Origin of the sequence: Achromobacter aloeverae (genome assembly GCF_004121055.1) — a bacterium.
GTDB lineage: Bacteria > Pseudomonadota > Gammaproteobacteria > Burkholderiales > Burkholderiaceae_B > Bordetella_C > Bordetella_C aloeverae.
The window spans coordinates 433,398-458,917 of record NZ_PYAL01000008.1 but is presented as its reverse complement, the minus strand read 5'-3'; the positions used below and the strand labels follow the sequence as shown (position 1 = coordinate 458,917).

The 25,520-nt window shown below is 65.9% G+C and carries 21 protein-coding genes; 17 read left to right on the top strand and 4 right to left on the bottom strand.

What is annotated here, in order from left to right; all coding sequences use genetic code 11:
- Window positions 1-260 precede the first annotated feature (260 nt).
- Together C7R54_RS25520 and C7R54_RS25515 are read right to left on the bottom strand one after the other, a co-directional pair.
- Window positions 261-1,421 carry a CaiB/BaiF CoA transferase family protein gene (locus C7R54_RS25520; RefSeq protein WP_129153648.1) on the bottom strand — a complete coding sequence of 387 codons (1,161 nt, stop codon included), beginning with the start codon at window positions 1,419-1,421 and terminating at the stop codon, window positions 261-263.
- The gene (locus C7R54_RS25515; RefSeq protein WP_129153646.1) at window positions 1,418-2,578 is read right to left on the bottom strand and encodes an acyl-CoA dehydrogenase family protein; all 1,161 of its coding nucleotides are present in this window, start codon (window positions 2,576-2,578) and stop codon (window positions 1,418-1,420) included. The genes C7R54_RS25520 and C7R54_RS25515 overlap by 4 nt, the downstream gene beginning before the upstream one ends.
- 102 nt (window positions 2,579-2,680) lie before the next feature.
- Here C7R54_RS25515 and C7R54_RS25510 point away from each other — a divergent pair, with 102 nt between their 5' ends.
- A complete protein-coding gene (locus tag C7R54_RS25510) occupies window positions 2,681-3,595 on the top strand; it encodes a LysR family transcriptional regulator (protein WP_129153644.1) in 915 nt (304 codons plus the stop codon).
- A 68-nt stretch (window positions 3,596-3,663) separates the two neighbouring features.
- Here the strand turns inward: C7R54_RS25510 and C7R54_RS25505 are convergent, their stop codons facing one another.
- Complete coding sequence (locus C7R54_RS25505) at window positions 3,664-4,638, bottom strand: Bug family tripartite tricarboxylate transporter substrate binding protein (RefSeq protein WP_129153642.1); 975 nt, start codon at window positions 4,636-4,638, stop codon at window positions 3,664-3,666.
- 269 nt (window positions 4,639-4,907) lie between these two features.
- On the opposite strand from C7R54_RS25505, the gene C7R54_RS25500 reads away from it, so the two are divergent.
- Entirely contained in the window at window positions 4,908-6,479 is a 1,572-nt protein-coding gene (locus C7R54_RS25500; protein WP_129153640.1) for an AMP-binding protein, read from the top strand.
- A gap of 20 nt (window positions 6,480-6,499) precedes the next feature.
- Here C7R54_RS25500 and C7R54_RS25495 read toward each other — a convergent pair whose 3' ends face one another.
- Window positions 6,500-8,266 carry a M61 family metallopeptidase gene (locus tag C7R54_RS25495; protein ID WP_129153638.1) on the bottom strand — a complete coding sequence of 589 codons (1,767 nt, stop codon included), beginning with the start codon at window positions 8,264-8,266 and terminating at the stop codon, window positions 6,500-6,502.
- 146 nt (window positions 8,267-8,412) lie between these two features.
- On the opposite strand from C7R54_RS25495, the gene C7R54_RS25490 reads away from it, so the two are divergent.
- From C7R54_RS25490 to C7R54_RS25420, 15 genes are all read left to right on the top strand, one after another.
- Complete coding sequence (locus C7R54_RS25490; protein ID WP_129153636.1) at window positions 8,413-9,189, top strand: enoyl-CoA hydratase; 777 nt, start codon at window positions 8,413-8,415, stop codon at window positions 9,187-9,189.
- A 385-nt stretch (window positions 9,190-9,574) separates the two neighbouring features.
- Window positions 9,575-11,008, top strand: coding sequence for a DUF1254 domain-containing protein (locus tag C7R54_RS25485; RefSeq protein WP_240039706.1), 1,434 nt, complete (start codon window positions 9,575-9,577; stop codon window positions 11,006-11,008).
- Between the two features lie 737 nt (window positions 11,009-11,745).
- Window positions 11,746-12,243 carry an ATP synthase subunit I gene (locus tag C7R54_RS25480; protein ID WP_129153632.1) on the top strand — a complete coding sequence of 166 codons (498 nt, stop codon included), beginning with the start codon at window positions 11,746-11,748 and terminating at the stop codon, window positions 12,241-12,243.
- A gap of 70 nt (window positions 12,244-12,313) precedes the next feature.
- On the top strand, window positions 12,314-13,195 hold the full coding sequence (gene atpB, locus C7R54_RS25475; protein ID WP_129153630.1) for a F0F1 ATP synthase subunit A: 882 nt from the start codon (window positions 12,314-12,316) through the stop codon (window positions 13,193-13,195).
- A 133-nt stretch (window positions 13,196-13,328) separates the two neighbouring features.
- On the top strand, window positions 13,329-13,571 hold the full coding sequence (atpE, locus tag C7R54_RS25470) for a F0F1 ATP synthase subunit C (protein ID WP_003815363.1): 243 nt from the start codon (window positions 13,329-13,331) through the stop codon (window positions 13,569-13,571).
- A gap of 135 nt (window positions 13,572-13,706) precedes the next feature.
- The gene (locus C7R54_RS25465) at window positions 13,707-14,177 is read left to right on the top strand and encodes a F0F1 ATP synthase subunit B (protein ID WP_088599073.1); all 471 of its coding nucleotides are present in this window, start codon (window positions 13,707-13,709) and stop codon (window positions 14,175-14,177) included.
- Between the two features lie 12 nt (window positions 14,178-14,189).
- The gene (locus tag C7R54_RS25460) at window positions 14,190-14,729 is read left to right on the top strand and encodes a F0F1 ATP synthase subunit delta (RefSeq protein WP_129153628.1); all 540 of its coding nucleotides are present in this window, start codon (window positions 14,190-14,192) and stop codon (window positions 14,727-14,729) included.
- Between the two features lie 35 nt (window positions 14,730-14,764).
- On the top strand, window positions 14,765-16,306 hold the full coding sequence (gene atpA / locus C7R54_RS25455; RefSeq protein WP_129153626.1) for a F0F1 ATP synthase subunit alpha: 1,542 nt from the start codon (window positions 14,765-14,767) through the stop codon (window positions 16,304-16,306).
- A gap of 107 nt (window positions 16,307-16,413) precedes the next feature.
- Complete coding sequence (gene atpG, locus C7R54_RS25450; protein WP_129153624.1) at window positions 16,414-17,325, top strand: F0F1 ATP synthase subunit gamma; 912 nt, start codon at window positions 16,414-16,416, stop codon at window positions 17,323-17,325.
- Between the two features lie 62 nt (window positions 17,326-17,387).
- Window positions 17,388-18,788: a F0F1 ATP synthase subunit beta gene (gene atpD / locus C7R54_RS25445; protein ID WP_129153622.1), complete on the top strand. Its 1,401-nt coding sequence runs from the start codon at window positions 17,388-17,390 to the stop codon at window positions 18,786-18,788.
- A 9-nt stretch (window positions 18,789-18,797) separates the two neighbouring features.
- Window positions 18,798-19,223 carry a F0F1 ATP synthase subunit epsilon gene (locus C7R54_RS25440; RefSeq protein ID WP_129153620.1) on the top strand — a complete coding sequence of 142 codons (426 nt, stop codon included), beginning with the start codon at window positions 18,798-18,800 and terminating at the stop codon, window positions 19,221-19,223.
- Between the two features lie 177 nt (window positions 19,224-19,400).
- Window positions 19,401-20,567 carry a PepSY-associated TM helix domain-containing protein gene (locus tag C7R54_RS25435; protein WP_129153618.1) on the top strand — a complete coding sequence of 389 codons (1,167 nt, stop codon included), beginning with the start codon at window positions 19,401-19,403 and terminating at the stop codon, window positions 20,565-20,567.
- Between the two features lie 210 nt (window positions 20,568-20,777).
- A complete protein-coding gene (locus C7R54_RS25430; RefSeq protein WP_129153616.1) occupies window positions 20,778-21,755 on the top strand; it encodes a hypothetical protein in 978 nt (325 codons plus the stop codon).
- A 67-nt stretch (window positions 21,756-21,822) separates the two neighbouring features.
- The gene (gene hemE / locus C7R54_RS25425; protein WP_129153614.1) at window positions 21,823-22,899 is read left to right on the top strand and encodes a uroporphyrinogen decarboxylase; all 1,077 of its coding nucleotides are present in this window, start codon (window positions 21,823-21,825) and stop codon (window positions 22,897-22,899) included.
- A 372-nt stretch (window positions 22,900-23,271) separates the two neighbouring features.
- Entirely contained in the window at window positions 23,272-25,515 is a 2,244-nt protein-coding gene (locus C7R54_RS25420; protein ID WP_129153612.1) for a primosomal protein N', read from the top strand.
- The last annotated feature ends 5 nt before the right edge of the window (window positions 25,516-25,520 follow it).

Sequence of the window (25,520 nt, the reverse complement as noted above, 5' to 3'; positions counted from 1 at the left end):
AACGCCCCGTTCGCCGCGCAAGCCGACTCCGGCGTGTCGCGCGCCCAGGTTGCCGCTGACGCCGCGCAGACGCCCGGCGCCACCGCGTTCGGCGACCTGAACAACGTGCCGTTCCAAGGCTGATCGAACGCCGGCCGCAGGGCTGGCTTCCGCAGGCTGTTGGAACAAAGGCCCCGCGCATGGAATAAGCGCGGGGCCTTTGCTTTTTGCCGGTCGCGGGCCTTGGGCTTGGGGCCTGGGTCTTGGGCCGTGGATAGTGTCTAGCCCGTCGCGTCTTCGCGCCGCTGCAACCAGTCGAAGATCGCCTGCCGGTCCTCGTCCAGGCCGGCCACGCGTCCGGAGGTGTCGGGCAAGGGCTTGGAGAAGCGGACCGGAAAGCGCTCCCGGTAGCCGTCCCCCTCCGGCTGCACGACGCCACGCCGGCGCACGTGTTCATTCTCGAACACCTCGTCGTAGTCGAGCACGGGCGCCCAGGGAATATCGCGGCCCGCCAGGCGCTGCTCCCACTGCGCGCGCGTGCGGCTGACGAAGATCTCGCGCAATTGCCGGTTGAGGTCGCGCTTGGCGGCCAGCCGTCCGGCCCGGGTGGCGTAGCTGTCATCTAGGAGGACGGGGAAGTCCTGGCCGAGGGCCTCGGCCAGGTTGCGCCAGAATTTCTCTTCCAGGATGCCCAGCGCGATGTACCGCCCGTCGGCGGTCTCGAAAATATCGTTGTCCGGCATGACGTGGCCCAGCCCCGCGCCCGGTCCGCCGTGGCGCCGCACCGTCTCGATCCCGGGCGCCATCCATGCCGTCATCGCGTCGTGGATGGACACGTCCAGGTGCTGGCCCTGGCCGGTCTGGCGCGCGTCGTCGACCGCGGCCAGGATGGCGAGCGCGGCGTGCATGGCGGCGCAGTAATCGGACAGGCGCAGGCGGGGGCGGGCCGCCAGGTCCTGCACCTGCGAGGGCACCGCCCAGTAGCCGCTCAGGGCCAGGTAGTTGATGTCGTGGCCGGGCCGGTCCGCATAGGGGCCGGTCTGGCCGAAGCCGGTGATCGAGCAGATCACCAGGCGCGGATTGGCGCGCGCCAGCGTTGCGGGGTCCAGCCCCAGGCGGGCCATGACGCCGGGCCGGAATCCTTCGACCACCACATCGCTGGCGCGCGCCAGCCGCAACAACGTCGCGTGATCGTCCGCCTGCTTCAGGTCCAGCATGATCGACGACTTGCCACGGTTGTACTTCGCATACGTATCGCGACCCAGCGCGCGAGCGGTATCGCCGCCCGGCTTCTCGACCTTGATGACCGTGGCGCCCAGCTGCCCCAGCAATTGCGTGGCGTAGGGGCCGGGATGCAGCTGGCCCAGATCCAGCACCACCAGCCGGCCCAGGTAGCCGCGGCGGGCTTCCCCCAAGTCCGGCGCCGCTGCGTCCGCGCTCATTTCAGCAGTCCCTTGGCGATCGTATTGCGTTGGATTTCGCTGGTTCCCGTCACGATGCGGTACAGGCGCAGGCGCCGGAAGATGAACTCGACCGGATGGTTCTTCGTCACGCCCACATTGCCGTGTATCTGCATGGCCTTGTCGGCGATCTCGAAGCAGCGCTCGGAGACGAACAGCTTGCACATGGATGCCGCCTCGCGCACATCCATCCCGGCGTCGGCCTGCTCGGCCGTGGCCAGCACCATGTGCTCGCAGGCGTACAGCGCGGTGGCCATGTCGGCCAGCATGTGCTGGATGGCCTGGAAGCGGCTGATGGGACCGCCGAATTGCTGGCGGTGTTGCGCGTAGTCCAGCGCCAGCCGCAAGGCCTGCCGCGCCAGGCCTATCATGGTCGGGCAGTGCAGCAGGCGGTTGACGCTGACGCGGTTCATGGCGATGCGAAAGCCCTGGCCCGGTTCGCCGATCAGGTTGCGGCGCGGCACGCGCACCTGGTCGAAGACGATGTCGGCGTCGACGTATTGCCCGGTCATGGGCACGCAATCGTAGGTAAGCTTCACGCCCGGCTGGTCCAGGTCCACGAGCAGGGCGGAGATGCCGTCCGCGCCCTTTTCGGGATCGGTCACGCACATCAGCACGGCGAAGTCGGCGAAGGTCGACGCCGAAATGTAGTGCTTGGTCCCATTGACGATATAGTCGTCGCCGTCGATGACGGCCGTGGTCTGCAGCCGCGTAGCGTCGGAGCCGGATTGCGGCTCGGTCATGGCGAAGCAGGCGCCGCGTTCCGCGTTGACCACGGGCAGGATGTAGCGCTCGCGCTGGTAAGGCGTGGCGTATTGCGCCAGACTGCCGATGCGCGAGGGGCCGCCCCAATCGCCCAGCACGTGGGGGAACAGGATGGCGCCGGACGCCGCGACGTCGTCCTTCAGCACGCACAAGGCGCGATAGCTCAAGCCTTGGCCGCCCAGCTCCGGCGGCAGCTGCGGGCCGTACAGGCCCAAGGCGCGCGCGCGTTTCCATACCGAGCGCACCAACTCGCGCGAAAACTTGTCTTCATAGCCGAGCCCCAGCTCCTTCTCCATGGGGATCAACTCGTCGTGCAGATAGCGTTGCAGCGTTTCGCGCAAGCGCGGCAATAGCGGGTCCTCGATGCGGGCCATGTGGGGTCTCCTCCGGATCTTCCTGGTACGGAGCAGAGCTTGACAGCCCCGTCGCCCTGCCGCGATTATCTTTCGCCTCCTTTCGATAACCGCGCGGAATCAATGAGACTGGAAGATCTGGACTATTTCCTGGCGGTCGCGCGCAGCGGTCACGTGGGCCGCGCGGCCGACCAACTGGGCGTCAGCCAGCCGGCCCTGACCAAGGGCATACGCCGGCTGGAGGAAGAGCTGAAGCTGCAGCTCTTCAATCGCACGCCCAAGGGCATGGCGCTGACGCTGCCGGGCGAGGCGTTCTACCAGCGCTCGCGGCAGGCCCGGCTGGGCCTGGACGACGCCTTGCGCGAGGCCGCCGACCTGCATCGGGGCACCATGGGCCTCGTGCGCGCCGGCGTGACGCCGCTGCTGGCGGAGCATTTCTTCAATCCCGCCTGCGTCGAGCTGCTGGCGCAGCGGCCGGCCGCGCGCATCAGCGTGATGGTCAACCTGAACGACGCCTTGCTCTCGGCCTTGCGGCAGGGCGAGCTCGATTTCATGGTCTGTTCCCTGCACGAGTCGACCCAGTCGGCCGATTTCGAGCGCTTGCCCCTGTTCCCCGACAACCTGTATGTGGCCGCCCGCGCCGGCCATCCGCTGTTCGGGCGTCCGCGCATCGTGCTGGGGGACCTTGCGCAGTACCGCTGGCTGCTGCCGGGCCCGCAGGTCGCTTCGCGCCGCTGGCTGGAAACGCGCTTCGAGCAGCGCGGCGCGCCCCCGCCGGACGTGGTGATCGAATCGAACGCGTCGGTGGCCAATCTCGTGGGCATCCTGCTGAACACCGACCTGCTGACCCTGGTCAGCGAGATCACCTTGCGTTCGGGCGCCGGCCGCAGCCTGGGCGTGGTGCCGCTGGAGGATGTGACCTGGCATCGCGAGATCGGCATCCTGGCGCCGCGCGGCGGCTACCGGTCGCCGCTGGCCGAGCGCCTGATCGAGATCCTCGGCGACCACGCGGCCGCGCGGCGCCAGCCGCGGACCTGAGCCGCCACGGTGGCGGCCCGGTGGCGATTCGATAACGGCCCGGCTACCGTTCGGCAACTGCCCGGCAACTACTCCGCGCGCAAGCCCAGCCGCTTGATCAACGGCCCATAGCTATCGGATTCCTGGCGCACCCGCGCGGCGAGTTCCTCCGGCGTGCCGGCGATAGGCGTGAAGGACTGCGTGAGCAGGTCTTCGCGCACCCGGGCATCGGCCACGGCCGCGCGCACCGCCTGGTTCAGGCGCTCCACCACGGCCTTGGGCGTTCCCTTGGGCACGGCCAGGCCGGCCCAGCTGCCGCTGCTGTAGCCGGGGAAGCCGGACTCCGCCACGGTGGCCACGCCGGGCAGGGCGGCCACGCGTTCGCTGCTGGTCACCGCGATGGCGCGTATCTTGCCGGCCTTGATCATCGGCATGGCCGGCGCCACCGCCACCACGCCGACCGAAATCTGCCCGCCGGCCAGGTCGTTCAGCACATTGGAGCCGCCACGATAGGGCACGTGCACCGCGTCGATGCCGAAGTGCTGCTTGATCACCTCGAACGTCAGGTTCATGGACGAGCCGATGCCGGGGCTGCCGTAGTTCAGCACGCCCGGATGCGCCTTGGCGTAGGCGGCCAGCTCCCCCAGGTTGTGCACCGGCAGCTTGTCCGCGACCAGCACGACGTGCGGCGCGATGCTGATGCCGCTGACCAGTTCGAATCCGCCGATCGGGTCGTAGGCGAGATCCGGCGACAGGTGCTTGGCAATGGGATAGTTGCCTCCGTATTCCAGCACGGTATAGCCGTCCGGCGCGGCATTGGCGGCTTTCATGCCGCCGATATTGCCGCCGCCGCCGCTGACGTTCTCGACGATGACGTTCTGCTTCAGGTTCTCGCCCATGGGCTGCGCGACCAGCCGCGCGACATAGTCCAGCTGGCCGCCGGCCGAGAAGGGCACGATGAAGCGTATGGGCTTGGAGGGGTAGTCGTCGGCGTGGGCGGCGGGCTGCGCGACGCCCAGCAGCACGGCGGCCGCGAGGCAAAGGTGTGAGAGGCGCGTAGGCACGATGGAGGTCTCCTTTTATCGGTATGGAACTGCCGCGCGCATTCGTGGACGGCGCGTCCTGGGCCTTGCCAGTGGGCTAGGTGTAACCCGCGGCCCCCCCTTGGCCGATGCCGCGCCGAGGCAATTCGATAACGAGGCGGCATGATGCCGCGCCGATAACGCGCCGGCATCGGATTTCTCGCGCCGGTTATGCGCCGCGAGGGCACGCTCGCGCACCATGCGGTTACCGATTAGCCAGGCGGCCGGCGCCGCCGACGAAGGAGACATGCATGAACCAGGGACGATATACCACTCGCAATGCGCGCTATTGGCGGGATCGGCCGGCCATTATTTTCGGCGACAGGAAGATCAGCTTCGGCGAGCTGGAAACCCGCTCGAATCGCCTCGCCAATGCCTTGCTGGCGCTGGGCCTCGCCAAGGGCGACCGCGTGGCCATCCTGGCCTGGAACTGTCCGGAGATCATCGAGCTGGAATGCGCGCTGTACAAGGCCGGCCTGGTCAAGGTGGCATTGAACGCGCGGCTGTCCGCGCAGGAAGTGGTGGATACGCTGAACAACGCGGCGGCCAGCGTGCTGATCGTCGACCCGGCCCATGCCGAACAGCTGGCGTCCATCCGCGGCGCGTTGAACGATGTGCGCCATATCGTCGTGACCGGCGCGCGCGAGGTCGAGGGCACGCCGTCCGAGGCCTGGCGGCCTTATGAAGGCTGGATCGCGGCGGCGGCCGACCGCAATCCGGATGTCGACGTGTCGCCCGGCGACCTGGCCGTGCTGCACTTCACGTCCGGCTCCACGGGCAAGCTGAAGGCCGCCATGCAGACGGTGGGCAACCGGCTGGCGTCGCTGCGCAAGGTGGTCATGGGCCGCATGCGCGCGGAGCCTGGCGAAGTGCTGGCCCTGGCCGGACCCATCACCCACGCCAGCGGCATGTTCATGCAGCCCTTCCTGTTCCAGGGTGGCACCATCCTGCTGCAGGAGCGCTACGACCCCGAGGCCTTCCTCGCCGCCACGGCGCGTCACCGGGCGGCCTTCAGCTTCATGGTGCCGACCATGCTCAATATGCTGATCGCCCATCCTGGCCTGCGTCGCCACGACCTGAGCGCCTTGCGCCAGATTTCCTATGGCGGCGCGCCCATGGCGCCGGCCCGCATACGCGAGGCCTGGGAAACGCTGGGGCCCATACTCAGCCAGGGCTATGGCGCCGGCGAGACGACCGGCGGCATGGTGATGCTGGGACGCGCCGACCATGCCTATGCCATGGAGCGGCGCCCGGAGCTGCTGGGCTCCTGCGGACGCGTGTTCGGCGAAGGCGAGCTGCGCCTGGTCACCGAAGACGGCCGCGATGCCGACGTGGGGGAAGTGGGCGAGATCACCGTGCGCGGACCCGATGTCTTCGCGGGCTACTGGCGCGAGCCCGAGTTGAGCGCCACTGCGCTGCGCGACGGCTGGCTGCACAGCGGCGACCTGGCGCGCATGGACGAAGAGGGGTATCTGTTCGTCGTGGACCGCAAGAAGGACATGATCATCACCGGCGGGTTCAACGTTTATCCCACCGAGGTGGAGCAGGCCTTGTACCAGCATCCCGCCGTCTACGAGGCTTGCGTGTTCGGCGTGCCGGACGACAAGTGGGGCGAGTCGGTCAAGGCGGTGCTGGTGCTCAAGCCCGGCGCGGCGGCCACGCCGGCGGAACTGGCCGAGCATTGCCGCGCGCTGCTGGCGGACTTCAAGAAGCCGCGCAGCATAGACATCGTGCAGGAGCTGCCCAAGAACGCCAATGGCAAGCTGGCCCGCAAGCAATTGCGCGATGCGTATTGGGCAGGCCAGGACCGCCGGGTGGGATGACGGCCGCGACGCTGCCTGGATCAGGCTGCGCTTGTCAGCACGCAATCCAGCGGCGCCTGGGCTGCCAGGCGCACGCGGAACACGCGCAGTTCGTCGCGGCGGAACACGTGCACGGCCACGGTGTCGCCGGGGCGGTACTGGGCCAGCAGCAGCTCCAGGCCTACTGGACCGGCGACGCGCAAGCCGTCCACGGCCACCAGTTCGTCGCCGGCCGACAGGCCTGCCTTGTGCGCCGCGCCGCCTTCCACCACGCCGGCCAGCGCCACGCCTTCACCTTGCTTGCGCGTGCGCGCGTCCAGGCTGGGCAGGTTGGATGCCGGTTTCCATTGCAGGGTAATGCCCTCGCCGGCCAGCAGTTCGGCCAGCGGCAGGTCGGCATGTCCTTCGGCGTAGCGTTCGACAAAAGCGCGCACGTCCACCCCGGTCGCCTCGCGCACCAGCGCCGGCAGGGCATCCTCGGCGATGCCCTGCGGCTTGCCTTGGTAAAAGTCGCGGCCGTAGCGCCGCCACATCAGGCGCATGACATCGTCCAGCGAATGGCGGCCGTCCGATTCCCGGCGTATCGTCAGGTCCAGTCCCAGCGCCACCAGCGAGCCCTTGGTGTAGTAGCTGACGATGGCATTGGGCGAATTCTCGTCCTGCTTGTAGTACCGCGTCCAGGCGTCGAAGGAACTCTGCGCCACGGATTGCTTGTATCGTCCCGGGCCGCGCATCACCGTGGTGATGGTCTTGCCCAGCAGGCGCAGGTAGTCGTTGTCCGTGATGGTGCGCGAGCGCAGCAGGAAGAGGTCGTCGTAGTACGACGTGAACCCTTCGAATATCCACAGCAGCCGGGTCAGCGCGGGCTGGCGCAGGTCGTAGGGCGCGAATGCCGCCGGCTTGATGCGCTTGACGTTCCAGGTGTGGAAGTATTCGTGGCTGACCAGGCCCAGGAAGGTGCGATAGCCCTCGCCCTGGCCGACCTGGCCCTTCACCGGCAGGTCCTTGCGCGCGGCCATCAGCGCGGTCGACGCGCGATGCTCCAGCCCGCCATAGCCGTCGCCGGTGACCATGGTCATGAACACATAGCGGTCGCTGCTGTCGAGGAAAGGCGCGCGCTTGCCCTGGGGTTCGAAAAAGGCGATCTGGGTTTCGCAGATGCGTTTCACGTCCGCCACGATGCGCGGCAGGTCCAGGCGCGGGATCACGCCCGTGAATACCAGCTCGTGCTCGGCGCCATGGGCTTCGAAGCGGGCCACCTGCGGCGTCCCCATTTCCACCGGATGGTCGATCAGGGCGTCGTAGTCCGGCGCGCGGTACAGCCCGAAGCCATGGCGCCGCGCGGCGCCGGCCACGCCGCGCGCCTCGGGCAGGCTGGTGTAGACCTTCCAGCCGGAGATGCCCCGGGGCGGCGCCAGGTCCAGCAGGCAGGGCTGGTCCGACTGGCCCTCGACGCACAGGAAGACGCTGGTGCCGTTGAAGAAGCCGTGACTTTCGTCCAGGTGCGCGCCGCGCACCGAAAGGTCCCAGGCATAGACCGTATAGTCCACCACCAGGGGCCCATCGCAAGGCGCCACTTTCCAGGTATGGTTGTCAGTCTTGCGTACCCGCAGCCGCCGCCCGCCCGCGCGTGCCGCCAGCGTCTCGATCTGCCGCGAGAAATCGCGGATCAGGTAGCTGCCCGGGATCCAGGCCGGCAGCGACAAGGACTGGCCGTCGGGATCGGGCTGGCTGATGGTCAGCGTGACGCGGTAGCGATGTCCGGCCGGATCATGGGGTTCCAAGCGGTAAAGTACGGGATGCGTCATGGGGTGCGGTGGCCTGGTGATTAATGTGTATTGGTTGCCGCATTCTAAATGCTAAAAAATCGACTTTCCGCCGCCCGCGGGGCGGTCCTTCCAACCTTGCACAACATTTGCCGGTCCCGGCAGGGGCCGGCCTCCAGGAGACAACCATGAGCGAATCGCTGGTGCTGGTCGAAACCCGTGGCCGGGTCGGTCTATTGACGCTTAACCGGCCCAAGGCCCTGAACGCGCTCAACGACGCGCTGATGGATGAACTGGGCAGCGCCTTGCTGGCGTTCGAGCAGGATGACGGCATCGGCGCCATCGTCATCACGGGCAGTGAAAAAGCGTTCGCCGCGGGCGCCGACATCGGCGCCATGAAGGACTGGTCCTATATGGACGTCTATCGCAGCGACTACATCACCCGTAATTGGGAAACGCTAAAGCGCGTGCGCAAGCCGGTCATTGCCGCGGTCGGCGGCTACGCCCTGGGCGGCGGTTGCGAGCTGGCCATGATGTGCGACCTTTTGATCGCCGCGGACAGCGCCAAGTTCGGCCAACCGGAGATCAAGCTGGGCGTGATCCCCGGCGCCGGCGGCACCCAGCGCCTGCCGCGCGCCGTCGGCAAGGCCAAGGCCATGGACCTGATCCTGACCGGACGCATGATGGGCGCCGAGGAGGCCGAGCGCGCGGGCCTGGTATCGCGCGTGGTGCCGGCCGCCAAGCTGCTGGACGAGGCGATCGAGGTGGCTACGGTGATCGCCTCGATGTCCCTTGCCTCGGTGATGATGGCGAAGGAGTCCGTCAATCGCGCCTTCGAAGGCTCGCTCAACGAGGGCTTGCTGTTCGAGCGCCGCGTCTTCCATTCCCTGTTTGGAACGGAGGACCAGAAGGAAGGCATGACCGCTTTCGTGGAAAAGCGCGAAGCGCGTTTCAAGCATCGTTAGCATTTGTTGCCTTGCCGGCGGCGGCGCCATCCCCCGGCCGCCGCGCCAGCGCGGGCGCGGCGACCTGTACCAAGGGACGCCGCGTTGTGTCCCTTGTCGTTGCGCCTTGAAACGCATGGGGCACACTTGTTTCAAGTGACGGGCCTATCCTGAAAAGTACCTGATGACTGGATCCGCCCGGACATCCCCCTTTGCGTCCGGGTCCAGCTCTCGCCTGCGTCCCAGAGCCTTCCATCCGGACCTCCTTTCCCGGAGTGGGCATCCTTCTTGCGGACTGCGGCACCTCAGCTTCAGGCCAACAATAAAGGAGCCCTCGATGCGTCAGCCTTCATGTCCTCGCCCTTCACGTCCTCGCCTTTCCTGTCTGGCCGTCCTGGTCTGCGCCATGGGCCTGACTTGCGCGGCCGTGGCGCAGTCGCCCCAGCCTACGTTCCGCCTGGTTTCCCAGAGCCCGGCGTCGTCCCCGGCCGCGCCGGCGGTCAGCGGCGCCGAATTGCATGACATCGCGGTCGATGCGTACGTATACGCCTACCCCATGGTGTTGATGGAGCTCACGCGGCGCAACGCCACCAATGTGCAGACGCCGATGGACGGCCGCGCGCCGATGAATATGTTCGGCCACAAGACGGCATTCCCCGATGCGCGCACGCCGGACGTCCGCTGGCCCAGCACCGACACGCTTTATTCCAGCATGTGGTACGACGTCAGCCGGGAGCCGGTGATCGTGCGAGTGCCGGATGCCGGCAATCGCTATTACTTCCTGAGCCTGCTGGATATGTGGACGGATGTGTTCGCCTCCCGCGGCACCCGGACGGTCGGCAACCGGCCCCAGACGTTCGCCATCGTGGGGCCATACTGGCAGGGCACGGTACCCCCCGGGGTGGAGGTGGTGCGCAGCCCGACCTCGATGGGCTGGGTCCTGGGCCATGTCCAGACCAACGGCTCCGCCGACTATCCCGGCGTGAACCAGTTCCAGTCCGGCCTGGTGGTCCAGCCCCTGAGCACCGTCAGCCCGGCATACGGCCAGACGGGCAAGACCTACATGCCGGTGACGGGCAATGTCGATCCCAGCCTGAATACCCGGACGCCGCCGGCGGACCTGGTGGCCTCGATGGACGCGGCCACGTTCTGGGGCATTTTCTCGGAAGCCGTGCGCAACAATCCGCCGCACGCCAACGACTATCCCATGCTGGACCGGTTGCGCCGTATCGGCCTGGGCGGCAATCCGCCCGTGGCCTACAGCCGGCTCGATCCCACCGTGCAGCAGGCCCTGGCCCAGGCGGGGCCGGAGGCCGGCCGCCGTATCGCCGACTATGTGGCGGGCCTGGGCAGCGGCTATAACGGCTGGAATACCGTGTCCGAGGGCATAGGCACCTATGGCACGGATTACCTGCGACGGGCCGCCATCGCCTATGCGGGCCTGGGCGCCGGGGTGCCGGAAGACGTCATGTATCCGGTGACCTCCATCGATTCGAAGGGACGGGCGCTGGACGGCGACAAGGACTATGTCCTGCACTTCGACAAGGGGCAACTGCCGCCGGTCAATGCGTTCTGGTCGCTGGCGGTATATGGCCCGAACCAGACTTTCGCCGAGAACCAGGCCGGCAAGTACGCCATACACAGCAACGATGCGCTGAAGTACAACGCGGACGGCTCGCTGGATATCTACATCCGCCACAAGGCGCCTGGCCGCGACAAGCAGGACAATTGGCTGCCGACGCCCGCATCCGGCCCGTTCATGTTGAACATGCGGATGTACTGGCCGCGCACCATCGCCCTGGATGGTGCCTGGGCGCCTCCGCCGGTGCGGCGCGACTGACGGCCGCAAGCCCCGCCGCGAGCGCGTGCTGCGCCATCAGGCCAGCTGCTTCGTGGCACCTCGCTGATCGCGGCCGGCCACGGCTTGTCCCCGTGGTCGGGATCGCGCATTGGGCGGCCCTCACCGGCCGCCTTTTTTTGTCTCCGGACCGCCCCGGGGCGACAAAGGGGCGGAAGCCAGCGAAGGCGGGCAGCGCGGGGGCCAATCGCCGCGGCAAATGTGTCCCTGATTATTTTGTTGTACGCTCAGCGCGGAGTCAGCTATTCCGTTTGCGAAGCGCGTCACTAACACGCTATACTCCAATAGTTTGACGCTTGCGGGTTAAAAAACGCATCGCGTCGTCAGCAGGGAATCTTCATTACACAAGCTTCACCATAGACATCACTACATAGACATCCCCACGGGTGGCGATATCGGGCCGGTAGCAGCGGTCCGGGCATAGCGCCCAAGCGCTTTCGCAGCATCTCTGGTTATCCGGTTTTCGTAGAAATTTCAGGTAGATAGGTCGGGTTTAACAGTCCGCTTGCAATTCACCATGCGGCGCGTGAGCGTCGGCGTGCGGTGCCTGCGGATCGGCTAGTCCGAAATCCTTGAATGCTACGAAATGAAAGCGGATGGCGTGGTCGGCGAAACGAGCCAGGCGGCACTGGGGGAGGTTGATAAGTGGTGATCTTTGGTGAAAAAACAACCGGGGTGCGGCAAGCGATGAAAGTCGGCGGTCGTAACCAGGGGGTGGCATGACCGGGCATGGGACGGAAAACCGGGACGCATCGGGTGCGAACCGGGTCGCAGGAAATGCGGCATACGCTCATGAGTACGAGCCGGGCGGCATCAAACTCAGCGCCGAGGACAAGGCGGCGCTGGATGCGAAGGCAGGCCGGGGGCTGGTGCGGGCGGTGATGGCCCAGGGTGTAATGGCGGTGCTGGCGACAGTGATTGCCGGGGCGGTAGCGGGGTCGGCGGCAGCTTGGTCGGCGTTGGCGGGGGCGGGGGCATATTTCGTGCCGAATTCTCTGTTTGCGCTGCGGTTGCTGCTCAACGCGCACCAACCTGGGCGGGCCAATCCGTTTACGTTTTTCCTGGGCGAAGCATTCAAGTTGGGCATGACGGTTCTGCTGTTGGGGCTCACGGTTTACTTCGGTCGGGGGCAAATCGTGTGGCCGGCCTTGTTGATCGGTTTGTTGTGCGTGCTCAAGGGGCATGTGCTGCTGCTGATGACGGGCAAGTTGTCATAGCGACGCATCAAGAGTTTTTGTTCTAACGGCTGGCGCCTGCGCCAGCGACAGCAAACAGGGTAGGAATCACATGGCTGCCGCCAGCGACGTGTCGCCTCAGTCGGAATATATCCAGCACCACCTGGTGCATCTGAACAACCTTGGCGAGAAGCAGTCCGCCATCGCCCAGTTCAACATCATCAATTACGACTCGTTGTTCTGGTCCATCCTGATGGGCTTGCTGGTGGTGTTCTTCCTCTGGCGCGCCGCCCGCAAGGCGACCAGCGGCGTTCCCGGCCGCTTCCAGATGTTCGTCGAGTCGCTGGTCGACATGGTCGAAGAGCAGGCCAAGGGCATCGTCCACAACGAGGTTTCGCGTCGTTTCGTGTCGCCGCTGGCGCTGACGGTCTTCCTGTGGATCGTCATGATGAACGCGCTGGACTTCGTCCCCGTCGACCTGCCGGCCACGGTGTTCCGCTGGATCGGCCTGGGTTCGCACCATGGCGACCCGTTGTACTACCACCGTATTCTCCCGACCGCCGACCTGAACGTGCCCATGGGCATGTCGCTGGGCGTGCTGCTGCTGATGTTCTATTACGGCATCAAGATCAAGCACCCGGGCGGCTTCGTCAAGGACCTGATCAGCGCCCCCTTCCACGGCCACGGCATCTGGGTCGTCATCCTGCTGCCGTTCAACCTGCTGTTGAACCTCATCGAATACGCCGCCAAGTCCGTCTCGCTGGGCATGCGGTTGTTCGGCAACATGTTCGCCGGTGAACTCCTGTTCATGCTGATCGCCCTGCTGGGCGGCGCCTGGACCGGTTTCAACGCCACCAGCATCGGCTTGGGTCTTGGCCAGATCGTGGCCGGCTCCATCTGGGCTATCTTCCACATCCTGATCGTGTTGCTGCAGGGTTTCATCTTCATGATGCTGACTCTGGTCTACATCGGCCAGGCACACGAAGGGCATTGACCGGACGCCCGAGTTCGCCGGTGCGGGGGAGCATTCCCGTGCCGGCCGCAAGATCCTCTTGCATAGCGCTGTACCTCTGCTTTACCCCTTTACCATTAATTTTTGACTTCAGATTTTTAAACAAGGAGTTGTCATGACCAACGTAGCTTTCGTTGCTCTCGCTTGCGGTCTCATCATTGGCCTGGGCGCTATCGGCGCTTGCATCGGTATCGCGCTGATGGGGGGCAAATACCTGGAAGCTTCGGCTCGTCAGCCTGAACTGATGAACGCCCTGCAAACCAAGATGTTCCTGCTGGCTGGCCTGATCGACGCCGCGTTCCTGATCGGTGTTGGTATCGCCATGCTGTTCGCGTTCGCCAACCCGTTCGTCGGCTAAAGGCGAAGTCCCGCCGCGCGCGGTGGGCATGGAGACCGGCGGCGCGCCCGTGCGCCTTACCGCCGGCACAGTATCGAGTGCTCGCGGCGTCTTCGATGAAGACGCCGGAGCCTTAAGGGTTTAAAGGGAACGACCGTGAATCTGAACGCGACAATCATCTTCCAGATGCTCGTGTTCTTCGTTCTGGGCTGGTTCACGATGAAATTCGTGTGGCCGCCCCTGACGAAGGCGATGGACGAACGCCGCCAGAAAATTGCTGACGGCCTGGCCTCCGCCGAAAAGGGCAAGGCTGACCTGGCTCAGGCGCAGGCGCGCATCAGCCTCATCGAGGCCTCTGCCAAGTCCGAAAACCACGCCCGTATCGTCGAGGCGGAAAAGCAGGCGAACCAGCTGATCGAGCAGGCCCGCCGCGAAGCCGAGGCCGAGCGTGCGCGTATCGTGGCGCAAGCCAAGCAGGACGCCGAGCTGGAAGGCCAGCGCGTGCGTGACTCGCTGCGCGACGACGTGGCCGCCTTGGCGGTCAAGGGCGCCGAACAGATCCTCAAGCGCGAGGTGGATGCCCGCGCCCACGCCGAGCTGCTGAACCAGCTCAAGGCGCAGCTTTAATCCGGGAACGTCATGGCTGAACTATCGACTGTCGCCAGACCTTACGCCGAGGCGCTTTTCGGCGCCGCGCTCGATGCGAAGAGCGGGCTGCAGGGCTGGGCCGAGCTGGTGGACGAAATGGCGCAAGTGGCGTCCAACCCGGACGTGCGCGAGGCCATGGCCGACCCGCGTCTGGACGATGCGCAGCGCGCGCAGACTTTCACCAGTCTGCTGAAGGGCGACGTGCCGCAGGCCGCCCGCAACTTCATCGAGCTGCTCGCCCAGAACGACCGCTTGCTGCTCCTGCCTGAAATCGCCAGCCAGTTCGTGACGTTGAAGAACCGTCACGAGGGTTCGGCGCAGGCTGACATCACCAGCGCATTCGAATTGTCCGAAGCCCAGGTCAAGGAACTGACCTCGGCGCTCGAACTGAAGTTCGGGCTGAAGCTCAAGCCGCGCGTCACGGTGGACGCCGCGCTGATCGGCGGCGTGCGCGTGGCCGTCGGCGACCAGGTACTCGATACATCCGTGCAAGCCCAATTGGCCCGCATGCGCGACACGCTGGCGGCGTAAGCCAGGCGACTAAACAGGATTCCAGGAGTCTGAACATGCAACTCAATCCCTCCGAGATCAGCGAACTGCTCAAGAGCCGCATCGAGGGCCTGGGCGCTTCGACCGATATTCGCACCCAGGGCACGGTCGTTTCCGTGACCGACGGTATTACCCGCATCCACGGTCTGTCGGACGTGATGCAGGGCGAAATGCTCGAATTTCCCAACAACGTATTCGGCCTCGCGCTGAACCTCGAGCGCGACTCCGTCGGCGCCGTGATTCTGGGCGACTACACCGGTGTTTCCGAGGGCGACCAGGTCAAGACGACCGGCCGCATCCTGGAAGTCCCGGTCGGCCCGGAACTGAAAGGCCGCGTGGTGAACACGCTGGGCGAGCCCATCGACGGCAAGGGCCCGGTCAACACCAAGGAAACCGACATCATCGAGAAAGTGGCGCCCGGCGTTATCGCCCGCCGCTCGGTGTCGCAACCGCTGCAGACCGGCGTCAAGGCTATCGACGCCATGGTGCCCATCGGCCGTGGCCAGCGCGAGCTGATCATCGGCGACCGCCAGACCGGCAAGACCGCCGTCGCCGTCGACACCATCATCAGCCAGAAGGGCAAGGGCGTCACGTGCGTGTACGTCGCCATCGGCCAGAAGGCGTCGACCATCAACAACGTCCTGCGCAAGCTCGAAGAGCATGGCGCCATGGACTACACCATCATCGTCGCCGCCACGGCTTCGGACTCGGCCGCCATGCAGTACCTGGCCCCGTACGCCGGCTGCACGATGGGCGAATACTTCCGCGACCGCGGCGAAGACGCCCTGATCATCTATGACGATCTGACCAAGCAGGCCTGGGCCTACCGTCAGGTGTCGCTGCTGCTGCGCCGCCCGCCGGGCCGCGAAGCCTACCCCGGCGACGTGTTCTACCTGCACTCGCGCCTGCTCGAACGCGCCGCCCGCGTGAACGAAGAGTACGTCGAGAAGTTCACCAACGGCGCCGTGAAGGGCAAGACCGGTTCGCTGACCGCGCTGCCCATCATCGAAACGCAAGCCGGTGACGTGTCCGCGTTCGTGCCGACCAACGTGATCTCGATCACGGACGGCCAGATCTTCCTGGAAACCGACCTGTTCAACGCCGGTGTCCGCCCCGCCATCAACGCCGGTATCTCGGTGTCGCGGGTCGGCGGCGCCGCCCAGACCAAGGTGGTCAAGAAGCTGTCCGGCGGTATCCGTACCGACCTGGCTCAGTACCGTGAACTGGCCGCCTTCGCCCAGTTCGCCTCCGACCTGGACGACGCGACCCGTCGCCAGCTGGAGCGCGGCAAGCGCGTGGTGGAACTGCTCAAGCAGCCGCAATACCAGCCGCTGCAGGTGTGGGAACTGGCCGTCACGCTGTACACGGTCAACAACGGCTATCTGGACGATGTCGATGTGCCGCAGGTGCTGGCTTTCGAAAAGGCCCTGAAGGATCACATCAAGGCCAAGCACGAAGGCCTGGTCCAGCGCGTCGAAGACACCAAGGAACTGTCCAAGGATGACGAGGCCGAACTGGCCGCCGCCATCACGGAGTTCAAGAAGCACGGTGCGTTTTAAGACACCTTGACTGCCCGTTAGGTTGGCGCCGGCGGCAAGCCGCCGGTCCAGCATGACGGGGCCGGCGCCGCCCTCCAGCCGCCGGCCCGTCACACCAGGAAAGCGCAATGCCCGGAATCAAGGAAATCCGAACCAAGATCAAGAGCGTGCAAAACACGCGCAAGATCACCAAGGCGATGGAAATGGTCGCCGCATCCAAGATGCGCAAGGCGCAGGAGCGGATGCGCGCGGGCCGTCCGTACGCCACCAAGGTGCGCGAGATCGCGGCGCACCTCATGCAGGCCAATCCCGAGTACAGCCATCCCTTCCTGGTCGAGCGCGAACAGGTCAAGGCGGTGGGTGTGGTTCTGGTGACCACCGACAAGGGCTTGTGCGGCGGCCTGAACACCAACGTGTCCCGCATCACGCTGGCCAAGCTCAAGGAATTCCAGCAACGCGGCGTGCAGGTGCAAGCCACGGCGCTGGGCAACAAGGGCCTGGGCCTGCTGACGCGTATCGGCGCGAACCTGGTGTCGCAGGAAGTCGGGCTGGGCGATGCGCCCAACCTCGAACGCCTGCTGGGCGCCATCAAGGTCCAGATCGACGCCTATCTCGACGGCCGTATCGACGAGTTGTACGTGGCCACGACCCGCTTCATCAACACGATGAAGCAGGAGCCCGTATTCCTGCGCCTGTTGCCGCTGCCGGATGCCAAGATGGAAGATCCCTTCCACAGCCCGGATTCGGCCGAGGCCAGCCACGCCGAGCTGAAGACCGAGTACAGCTGGGACTACATCTACGAGCCCGATGCGCGCACCGTTATCGACGAGCTGTTGCAGCGCTATGTCGAAGGCGTGTTGTACCAGGCCGTCGCCGAGAACATGGCCTCGGAGCAATCGGCCCGCATGGTGGCCATGAAGGCCGCCTCGGACAACGCCAAGAAGGTTATCGGCGATTTGCAGCTGGTCTACAACAAGACCCGCCAAGCCGCGATCACCAAGGAAATTTCGGAAATCGTGGGGGGCGCCGCCGCCGTCTGACGTCCGCCAGAGGACGTCCCCGGATGCTGCATCCCGACAGGAAAGTTATCAAAGGAATCGACATGAGCAACGGAACCATCGTTCAGTGCATCGGCGCCGTGGTGGACATTCAGTTCCCCCGCGATCAAATGCCCAAGATCTACGAAGCCCTCACCCTGGTGGATGAAGGCACTTCGTTCGTGGAAAAGGGCCTGACCCTCGAAGTCCAGCAGCAGCTGGGCGACGGCGTGGTGCGTACCATCGCGCTGGGCTCCAGCGACGGCCTGCGCCGCGGCATGAAGGTCGCCGGCACCGGCGCCCCCATCTCGGTGCCCGTCGGCACCGGCACCCTGGGCCGCATCATGGATGTGCTGGGTCGTCCCATCGACGAAGCCGGCGCCATCCAGCACGAAGAAAAGCGCGCCATTCACCAGGAAGCCCCGCACTTCGACGAGCTCTCGCCTTCCGTCGAACTGCTGGAAACCGGCATCAAGGTTATCGACCTGGTCTGCCCGTTCGCCAAGGGCGGCAAGGTCGGCCTGTTCGGCGGCGCCGGCGTGGGCAAGACCGTCAACATGATGGAACTGATCAACAACATCGCCAAGCAGCACAGCGGCTTGTCGGTGTTCGCCGGCGTGGGCGAGCGTACCCGCGAAGGCAACGACTTCTACCATGAAATGGAAGAGTCGAACGTTCTGGACAAGGTGGCCATGGTGTTCGGCCAGATGAACGAACCCCCGGGCAACCGCCTGCGCGTGGCGCTGACCGGCCTGACCATGGCCGAGAAGTTCCGCGACGAAGGCCGCGACATCCTCTTCTTCGTCGACAACATCTACCGCTACACCCTGGCCGGCACCGAAGTGTCCGCGCTGCTGGGCCGTATGCCGTCGGCCGTGGGCTACCAGCCCACGCTGGCCGAGGAAATGGGCAAGCTGCAAGAGCGCATCACGTCGACCAAGACCGGCTCGATCACCTCCATCCAGGCCGTTTACGTGCCGGCGGATGACTTGACCGACCCGTCGCCGGCCACCACCTTCCAGCACTTGGACTCGACCGTGGTGCTGTCGCGTGACATCGCCGCGCTGGGTATCTACCCCGCCGTGGAACCGCTGGATTCGACGAGCCGCCAGCTGGATCCGCAGGTCGTCGGCGAAGAGCATTACGCCGTGGCCCGCGCCGTCCAGCAGACGCTGCAGCGCTACAAGGAACTGCGCGACATCATCGCCATTCTGGGCATGGACGAGCTGTCGCCGGAAGACAAGCTGAGCGTGGCTCGCGCCCGTAAGATCCAGCGCTTCCTGTCGCAGCCCTTCCACGTGGCCGAAGTGTTCACGGGCTCGCCCGGCAAGTATGTGCCGCTGGCCGAAACCATCCGTGGTTTCAAGATGATCGTCAATGGCGAATGCGACGCGCTGCCCGAGCAGGCTTTCTACATGGTCGGCACCATCGACGAGGCCTTCGAGAAGGCCAAGAAACTGCAATAAGGATCGGATATGGCTACCCTGCATGTGGATGTCGTCAGTGCGGAATCGTCGATTTTCTCCGGTGAGGCGAAATTCGTCGTGCTGCCTGGCGAGGCGGGCGAGCTCGGTATCTTGCCGGGTCACACCCCGCTGATTTCGCGGATTCGTCCCGGGACGCTGAAGATAGTGCGAGCCGACAACGGCGAAGAGAGCGTCTTCGTCGCCGGGGGCATCCTGGAAGTCCAGCCGGGTGGCGTGACGGTCTTGGCCGACACCGCCATCCGCGCGGCCGACCTGGACGAAGCCAAGGCCGAAGCGGCGCGCAAGAAGGCGGAAGAAGCCTTGCGCAATGCCAAGGACAAGGCGGACATCGCCGTGGTCGAAGCCGAGCTGGCGATGCTGACGGCGCAAGCTGCCGCGGCCCGTCGCCTGCGTGGCGGCCGTGGTTCGCACTGAGTTTCAGCGCTGATCGATCCCGCCGGCGAGCCGCGGTTCCAGGGGAACCACGGTTCGCCGGAGAAAAGCCAGGCCTGGTCGCCTGGTTTTTTTTGGCTACAATATTGAGATCGATTGTCATTCAACCATCGGTCGTCATTCAACCGATTACTTCATTCGTCCGCGCGGAGACCCGGAATGGCCAAGCTGCCGATCAAGACGTGGTACGCGATACACAAGTGGACCAGCCTGGTCTGTACGGTATTCCTGCTGATCATCTGCGTGACCGGGTTGCCGCTGGTTTTCCATGAGGAAATCGAGCAGTGGCTGGACGATGCCAAGCCTTACGCGCAGGTGCCTGAAGGGTCGCCGCGTGCCAGCCTGGACAGCATGGTGGCCACGGCCATGCGCATGTTCCCCAACGAGTTCATCAACTACGTCTTCATCGATGACGACGAGCCGCAGGTCTACATCGGCCTGGCGCCCAATCGCGACGACCGGTCGCTGGAGCACGCCTTGCGCTTCGACGCGCATACAGGCGAAGTGGTGAAGGCCGTCGGCTCCACCGCGCAGGAGGGCCACGGCTTCATGGACATCATGCTGCACCTGCATGTGGACCTGTTCGCCGACCTGCCCGGGGAACTGTTCCTGGGATTCATGGGCCTGCTGTTCGTGGTGGCGGTGGTCTCGGGCGTCGTCCTCTACGGCCCCTTCATGAAGAAGATCGAGTTCGGCACGGTGCGCGCCGAGCGCTCGACGCGCATCAAGTGGCTGGACCTGCATAACCTGCTGGGTGTGGTGACGCTGGTCTGGGCCTTCGTGGTCGGCCTGACGGGCGTGATCAACGAACTGTCCACGCCCATGTTCCGCTATTGGCAGTCCACGGCGCTACGCGGGCTGCTGGAACCCTACCAGGGCAAGCCGCCCTTGCAGACGGTCCAGCTGGCCTCGCTGGACGCCATCGCGCAGACTGTCGGCAAGGCAACCCCCGGCATGACGGTCGCTTCCTTCACCTTTCCCGGCAACCGCTACGGCAGCCCGTATCACTTCATCGTCTGGTCCAAGGGCCAGACGCCGCTGACGTCGCGCCTGTTCACCCCTTCGCTGGCGGACGGGGAGACGGGCAAGCTGGCGGCGCAGGTCGAAATGCCCTGGTACCTGCGGGCCCTGGAGGTATCGCGGCCCCTGCATTTCGGCGATTACGGCGGCATGCCCTTGAAGGTCATCTGGGGCTTGCTGGACGTGGTGACCATCATCGTGCTGGGCAGCGGGCTGTATCTCTGGATCGCGCGGCGTCGGACCGCCGCCGCGCGCATCGCGGAAATCGAAGCCCGCCACAAGGCCTGGGCCGACGCACGCGCCTGAGGCCGGGCCGGGCTGCGCTGAGGCGTGGCTGTCGCCGGCCCGGCATGGCCGCGTAAAAAGCCCGTTATTCCGGCCCGCACGGCGACCAAAGCATCCGTGCAGTCTTACCCTTAGGTGCGCGTTGCATTGCGGAGCTTCCGTATTGCCCGGGTACTCACCGGTCTTTAGCCTTGGTTCTCCGAGGCATGGGACATACGGGAGTAGCGAACAATGCGCGAGACGCTGGACTGCGGTGTATTGATGGTGCCGCCGCATCACGGCTGGATGCAGGAGTGGATAAACCGGCACGGCCAGGCCTTGGGCCGCTTGCGGCTCTATCCTGTGCACTTCGACGAGAAGACCCTGGGCGGACTCGCCGATCCGGGTGTGCCCCCCGCCGCGTCGGCCGCGACGACAAGCCACGCCGCGACAGACGTTCCCGCCGAGTTGCTGGCACGCCTGGCCATCCCGCTGCGCCGCTACGATGTGTGCGTGCTGCCGGTCACGCCGGCGACCGTGGCGTGGACGCGCACCGCGCTGGCTTGCGCGCGTGCGCAATTGCATACGCCGCTGTTGGCCCTGGCGCGCGGCCTGAAGGCCGCCGCCATGCAGGACCTGCTGGTGCTGGGCTTGCAGGATTTCGCATTGCACCGGGCCTGCGCCGACGAATTACGCGCGCGCCTGTCCCGCCTGGCCGAGTCGACGCCGCGCCAGGACGCATTGCCCAGCAGCTATGCGCTGCAGCCGTCCCTGGGGCTATCCGTCCAGGATGCAATGGCCACCTATGACGTGCGCGGCGCGGCCGGCGGACGGCCGGGCGCCGCGCCCGCAACGCCTCCGAGGGAAGAGCCGGGAAGAGCCCCGCGCAACGTCCGCCAGGGCACGCCGGACCACCCCGACGCGGTGTCCTTTCTCGATGAGCTCGCAAGCCAACGGCCAGGGCCGGGGCTGAGGCACCAGACGGCGTACCATGCCGGATCCCGCATGGCGAACAACGAATCGTTTCGCGTGGCCAAGTCCCGCGTCGTCGGCTGCTTCGAGCGTGACTACGTCCGCACCGCGCTTTCGCGCCATGCCGGCAACGTGGCCAGCGCGGCCCGCGCCTCGGCCAAGCACAGGCGCGCCTTTTGGGCATTGATGCGCAAGCACGAGATCGATGCGGACCCCTATCGCATCCAGGAGGACGAAGGCGACGACGAGGATGACTGAACCGGCAGGCCGTAACCCTGAGGGTAAAATGGCAGGCTTGACCTGAGAGAAAGAGCCCGAGAAGCCCGTGTCCCTTGCCACGCTGAAGAATGACGTATTCTTGCGCGCGCTGTCGCGCCAGCCGGTTCCCTATACGCCTGTGTGGCTGATGCGCCAGGCCGGCCGTTACCTCCCGGAATACAACGCGACCCGGTCGCGTGCCGGCTCTTTCATGGGCCTGGCCCAGAACCCGGCGTACGCGGCGGAAGTCACGCTGCAGCCGTTGGAGCGCTACCCGCTGGATGCGGCCATCCTGTTTTCGGACATCCTGACGGTTCCCCACGCCATGGGCCTGGGCCTGGAGTTCCGCGCCGGCGAGGGACCGCACTTCGACCGCCCCGTTCGCGAAGAGCGCGACGTCGATGCGTTGACCGTACCCGACATGGAATCCCTCCGGTATGTCTTCGACGCCGTGTCGCTTATCCGGCGCGAACTGGACGGTCGCGTGCCGCTGATCGGTTTCGCGGGCAGCCCATGGACCGTGGCCTGTTACATGGTCGAAGGCAAGGGCAGCTCCGACTACCGGCTTATCAAGTCCATGCTGTACGGCCGTCCCGACCTGCTGCATCGCATCCTGCGGATCAACGCCCAGGCCACGGCCGATTATCTCAATGCCCAGATCGACGCGGGCGCCCAAGCGGTGATGTTGTTCGACAGCTGGGGCGGCGTCCTGGCCGATGGTTTGTTCCAGCAGTTTTCCCTGGCCTATACGCGCCAGGTGGTGGCGTCGCTGAAGCGGGAAAACGAAGGGCGGCGCGTGCCGGTGATCGTGTTCACCAAGGGCGGCGGCCTGTGGCTGGAAGATATCGCCGCCTGTGGCGCCGACGCGGTAGGCCTGGACTGGACCGTGAACCTGGCCCAGGCACGCCGCCGCGTCAGCGACAGTGTCGCCCTCCAGGGCAATCTGGACCCCATGTCGCTGTTCGGTGGCGGCCCCGCCATACGCGCGGAAGCCAGGCGGGTCATTGACGCTTACGGCCAGGTGGGGCAGGGCGGCCATGTGTTCAATCTGGGGCATGGAATTTCCCAATTCACTCCCCCGGAAGCTGTAGCTGAATTGGTCGATGAAGTGCATGGCTACAGCCGCGCTTTCCACGCCGTCTAGCGATTATGTGAGTAATCGCTTCCGTCGATCGGCGCGTCCATGGCCCGCTCCAGAATGGAGTTGTGCACAGCAACGTAGAGAGGACAGGGACCGAGGATCTTCTTAGTTTCAATCTGGAAAGATCTAATAAGTTATTGATTTATATAGAATATCGAAATCTGGAAAATATCCGGCAAGAATTCTTGCCTTGTGCTAAGCGCATGAGGCCATGAAGTTCCGAGGATTTTCCCCAAAGTTATCCACAGGCTGTCATTTCACGTTTCAGCCACATTTCAAGTCACGGCTTGTCAGTGCCTTAGCGGGCAATCCGAGAATTCACTTTAAGTCGGACGACCTTCCGACCTCATCCTTTTAGCCAATTGCGCCTTCCCCATGCCGCCCGCCGATACATCCGCTGACCTGCTCGCCTCCGTGCCCGGCGAACATGCGCCAGCGGATGTATCCGCGCATGCCTGGGTGAGGGTGGCCCTGGACGTTCCGCTGGCGGGGCCCTTCGACTACCGCGCCAGCACGCCCCTGGCGCCTGGGCTGCGGGTCATCGTGCCGTTCGGCCGTCGCCGCCTGGTAGGCGTGGTTGTGGATAATCCCGCCGAACCCGCCATCGATCCCGCGCAAATCAAGGCGGTGGAGCGGGTCCTGGACGATTTGCCGCCGTTCGGGGCGGATTGGCTGCGCCTGGCCGTCTTTGCCGCCGAGTATTACCAGCGGCCGCTGGGGGAAGTCATATTGCCGGCGCTGCCCCCGCCCTTGCGCAAAGTGTCCGCCTACGAAGGCCAGCGTTCGGCGGCGGGGCCGGTCGCACGCATGGACTTGCGCGCCATGCCCAAGCCGGCGAAGAAGGGGAAGCGGGCGGCCAAGGCCGCCCTGGTGGCGACGCCGGAGGCGGCCGTCCCTGTGGATAACGATGCACAGACTTGCGCCACGCCAGGCGATGCGGTGCCGCTCGCCGGCGCCCCCGTGGCTGCCTCGCCGCCCGTACTCAATGACGAACAGCAGGCGGCCGTCGACGCGATCGCCGCCGTACGGGGCTTCAAGCCCGTCCTGCTGCATGGCGTGACCGGCAGCGGCAAGACGGAGGTCTATCTGCATGCGGCCGAGCGCGTCCTGGCGGCTGGCCGCCAGGTGCTGCTGATGGTGCCCGAGATCAACCTGACCCCGCAGCTGGAGGCCGTCCTGCGCGCGCGTCTGGATGCCGTCGCCGGCCCCGGCGCGCTGGCGGTGCTGCACAGCGGCCTGGCCGACGGCGAGCGCCTGCAGGCGTGGGTGCGCGCGCAGCGGGGCGAAGCGCGGGTGCTGCTGGGCACGCGCATGTCGGTCTTCGCCGCGCTGCCGGACCTGGGCCTGATCATCGTCGACGAAGAACACGACGCCTCCTACAAGCAACAGGATGGACTGCGCTATTCCGCCCGCGATCTCGCGATCTGGCGAGCCCACGACCTGGATATCCCGGTGCTGCTGGGGTCCGCCACGCCTTCGCTGGAAAGCTGGCTGCACGCCGAGCGCGGGCGCTATCTGCGCCTGACGCTGGCCCGCCGCGCCAAGTCCAGCAGCCTGCCGGCCGTGCGCCTGGTCGACACGCGCCGCCTGGCGATGAAGCAGGGACTGTCGCCGCAGTTGACCGACGCCATCGGCAAGCGCCTGGAGCGCGGCGAGCAGTCGCTGGTATTCCTCAACCGACGCGGCTATGCGCCGGTGCTGCACTGCGCGTCCTGCGCCTGGGTCAGCCATTGCCCGCGCTGTTCCGCCTACACGGTGCTGCACCGCGGCCCCGGCGCGGGCGGTCACGTGCTGGCCTGCCATCACTGCGGTTTCCAGGCCCGCGTGCCGCGTGCCTGCCCGGAGTGCGGCGACCAGGACCTGCAACCCATGGGGCGTGGCACGCAACGCGTGGAGGAACACCTGGGCGAACTGTTTCCCGGCGCCCGCATCCTGCGCATCGATGCCGACAGCACGCGCCGCAAGGGCAGCGCGCAGGCCTTGTTCGCCAGCGTCCATGCCGGCGAGGTGGACATCCTGGTGGGCACCCAGATGGTGGCCAAGGGGCATGACTTCTCGCGCCTGGGGCTGGTGGGGGTGCTCAACGCCGACTCCATGCTGTTCGCCCACGACTTCCGCGCCCCGGAGCGCCTGTTCGCGCAGCTGATGCAAGTGGCCGGCCGCGCCGGCCGCCATGCCGAGGGCGGCGAAGTCCTGATCCAGACCGGCTACCCCGAGCAGCCCGTCTACCAGGCGCTGTTGCGCCACGACTATGCCGGTTTCGCCCGGCACGCCTTGCGCGAGCGCGAAAGCACCGGCCTGCCGCCGTATGCCTACCAGGCGCTGCTCACCGCCGAAGCGCGCGAGCTGGCGCAGGCGCTGGCGTTCCTGCAGGAAGCCCGGGCGCTGCCCGAGAGCACCGGCGCCTTCGGCACGCTGGTTTCAACGATTACGCGCTACGATCCCGTACCGCTGCGCGTGGTGCGGGTGGCCAACATCGAGCGCGCCCAGCTGCTGGTGGAAAGCGGACACCGGCCTGCCCTGCAAGCCTTCCTGTCCACCTGGTCCGCGCTGCTGCCGCAACTGGCCAACGCCAGCCGCGTGCGCTGGCAGCTGGAAGTCGACCCCCTGGAAATCTGATCCCG

Bases quoted from the DNA above. Each gene is read 5' to 3' on its own strand.
- C7R54_RS25520 (WP_129153648.1), bottom strand. From the start codon at position 1,421: ATGAGCGCGGACGCAGCGGCGCCGGACTTGGGGGAAGCCCGCCGCGGC.
- C7R54_RS25515 (WP_129153646.1), bottom strand. From the start codon at position 2,578: ATGGCCCGCATCGAGGACCCGCTATTGCCGCGCTTGCGCGAAACGCTG.
- C7R54_RS25510 (WP_129153644.1), top strand. From the start codon at position 2,681: ATGAGACTGGAAGATCTGGACTATTTCCTGGCGGTCGCGCGCAGCGGT.
- C7R54_RS25500 (WP_129153640.1), top strand. From the start codon at position 4,908: ATGAACCAGGGACGATATACCACTCGCAATGCGCGCTATTGGCGGGAT.
- C7R54_RS25495 (WP_129153638.1), bottom strand. From the start codon at position 8,266: ATGACGCATCCCGTACTTTACCGCTTGGAACCCCATGATCCGGCCGGA.
- C7R54_RS25490 (WP_129153636.1), top strand. From the start codon at position 8,413: ATGAGCGAATCGCTGGTGCTGGTCGAAACCCGTGGCCGGGTCGGTCTA.
- C7R54_RS25485 (WP_240039706.1), top strand. From the start codon at position 9,575: ATGGGCCTGACTTGCGCGGCCGTGGCGCAGTCGCCCCAGCCTACGTTC.
- C7R54_RS25480 (WP_129153632.1), top strand. From the start codon at position 11,746: ATGACCGGGCATGGGACGGAAAACCGGGACGCATCGGGTGCGAACCGG.
- atpB (WP_129153630.1), top strand. From the start codon at position 12,314: ATGGCTGCCGCCAGCGACGTGTCGCCTCAGTCGGAATATATCCAGCAC.
- atpE (WP_003815363.1), top strand. From the start codon at position 13,329: ATGACCAACGTAGCTTTCGTTGCTCTCGCTTGCGGTCTCATCATTGGC.
- C7R54_RS25460 (WP_129153628.1), top strand. From the start codon at position 14,190: ATGGCTGAACTATCGACTGTCGCCAGACCTTACGCCGAGGCGCTTTTC.
- atpA (WP_129153626.1), top strand. From the start codon at position 14,765: ATGCAACTCAATCCCTCCGAGATCAGCGAACTGCTCAAGAGCCGCATC.
- atpG (WP_129153624.1), top strand. From the start codon at position 16,414: ATGCCCGGAATCAAGGAAATCCGAACCAAGATCAAGAGCGTGCAAAAC.
- atpD (WP_129153622.1), top strand. From the start codon at position 17,388: ATGAGCAACGGAACCATCGTTCAGTGCATCGGCGCCGTGGTGGACATT.
- C7R54_RS25440 (WP_129153620.1), top strand. From the start codon at position 18,798: ATGGCTACCCTGCATGTGGATGTCGTCAGTGCGGAATCGTCGATTTTC.
- C7R54_RS25435 (WP_129153618.1), top strand. From the start codon at position 19,401: ATGGCCAAGCTGCCGATCAAGACGTGGTACGCGATACACAAGTGGACC.
- C7R54_RS25430 (WP_129153616.1), top strand. From the start codon at position 20,778: ATGCGCGAGACGCTGGACTGCGGTGTATTGATGGTGCCGCCGCATCAC.
- C7R54_RS25420 (WP_129153612.1), top strand. From the start codon at position 23,272: ATGCCGCCCGCCGATACATCCGCTGACCTGCTCGCCTCCGTGCCCGGC.